This is a genomic window from Bradyrhizobium sp. Mp27 (assembly GCF_029953005.1).
GTDB lineage: Bacteria > Pseudomonadota > Alphaproteobacteria > Rhizobiales > Xanthobacteraceae > Bradyrhizobium > Bradyrhizobium barranii.
The window spans coordinates 1-1,704 of the sequence record NZ_JASAUS010000461.1 but is presented as its reverse complement, the minus strand read 5'-3'; the positions used below and the strand labels follow the sequence as shown (position 1 = coordinate 1,704).

The following is a 1,704-nucleotide window of genomic DNA, read 5'->3' as shown; positions in this document are numbered from 1 at the left end:
CAGGTTTCCAGTATAGTTGCCGTTCGCGTCGGTGCTCCAGACCGTATAATTATCCGTCCCCGGCATCTTCCAGGCGAAGTCAAAACCACTCGCGGTGTGCTCCGCCCCTATTGGGACCCAGGGTGCGAACTGCCCGGCCGTCACCATGGATCCGTTGTACTTGAGCATCGGTCCGGCGTTGCCGAGCTCATAGTTGCTCCCGACCTGAAGCAACGTCGTGGAACCGAACGACTCAAGGGCTACGGGGCCTAATTGGCTGAGCAGCGTCGCACTCGTCACCGTGCCATCGGCGAACTGGAAGTTCTCCAGCCCCGCCAGCATGTCGATGCCATCAGGTGAACCCGCGCGCTCGTCAACCAGCGTAAGTGTCTGCGTCGCCGAATTGTAAGAGATGCCGTAGTTCGCCCGATTGCCGGAATACACCGCCGTGTCGGTGCCGGCGCCGCCGATGATGGTGTCGTTGCCACCGCCGCCGGTGAGCATATCGTTGCCGCCGCCGCCGTTCAGCACGTTGGCGATGGCGTTGCCGATGATCGTATCGTTGCCGGAGCCGCCGGTGGCGTTGTCGATGTAGGAGCGCGCATCGTTGTTGTAGAGATAGGCGTTGTAGACGTTGCCTGAGGCGTAGTGGTCGTAGCCGAGATTTTGGTTGTCGCCGAGATTGGCCCGTTGCACGGTCGAGAACAGCGACGTCGCGCCGGGATTGAGATTGATGCTCAGATTCGTCGTATAGCTGGACAGGTCGTAGGTATCGATGCCGCCGCCGTCCCAGATCGTCTCGTAGATGCGGTTGGCCGAGCTGCCGGTGCCGCCGCCCGGCGCGAGTTGCCCGACACCGTTGATGAACTCCTGACCCGTGGTGGGATTCCAGGAGTAGACGGTGTTCCCACCCTGGGTCGCGTAGTTCGCGCCGTACATCGTCTGGAGCGTGAGGATATCGTTGGCCATATAGGTCTGCGGATATCCGTAAGCCTCGTTGCTGTAGCCGGCGGTCGTCGAGGCGCCGACATAGCTGCGATAGCTCATGATGGTGTATTCGCTGTCGTCATGCGCACTCGGCACCGCGACATTGGCGGGGCCGCCGGTCTCCTGGCTGTGCTTGAGACCGAGAGCGTGGCCCAGTTCGTGCATCGCGGTCGCGAAATAATAGTTGCCGAGCTTGGCCAGCGAATAATCGTATTGGGTCCCGAACCAGACGTCGCCGCCGGCCGCATAGTCGCCGGGGTAGTAGGCGTAGGAGGTCGCGGGCTTCGACGACTGCGCGATCATGATGTTCGCGCCGTCGGTCCCCACGTACTGGATGCTGGCGTTGGTGTAGCCGAGGATCAGTCCGATCGCGTAGTTGATCGCCGTCTGCATCGCGCTTGGCGCCGCGGCGAAGCCAGACGATGTCGGCTCACTGTTGCCGCCGTAATAAGGATTGGAATAGTCGCTGGCCGAGTCGGGAAAGCTATAGGTGATCGTGCCGGTCCACTTATAGCCCGACAGCAAGCCGTCAATATCGGCGTTGTTGGTTGCACCAACGGTAACAGAATTAGCCAATGGACTCTCCGGAGCAACGGATCACGCGATTCGCGGACGAAAGCGCGAGATTCTAGCCCGTCTTATTCGCGAGAGGGCGCCTGAGAGGCTGGCGAGCGTGGTGTAAAGCGCTGATGCGGCGTAGGATTCGGTTGCGAAGCCACCCCATCACCTTCAACCGCG

1 protein-coding gene is annotated in these 1,704 nt (G+C 61.2%); it reads right to left on the bottom strand.

What is annotated here, in order from left to right; genetic code table 11:
• A partial coding sequence (locus tag QJT78_RS50915) for a M10 family metallopeptidase C-terminal domain-containing protein (RefSeq protein WP_281460864.1) occupies positions 1–1,542 on the bottom strand: 1,542 nt, incomplete at its 3' end.
• Positions 1,543–1,704: the final 162 nt, after the last annotated feature.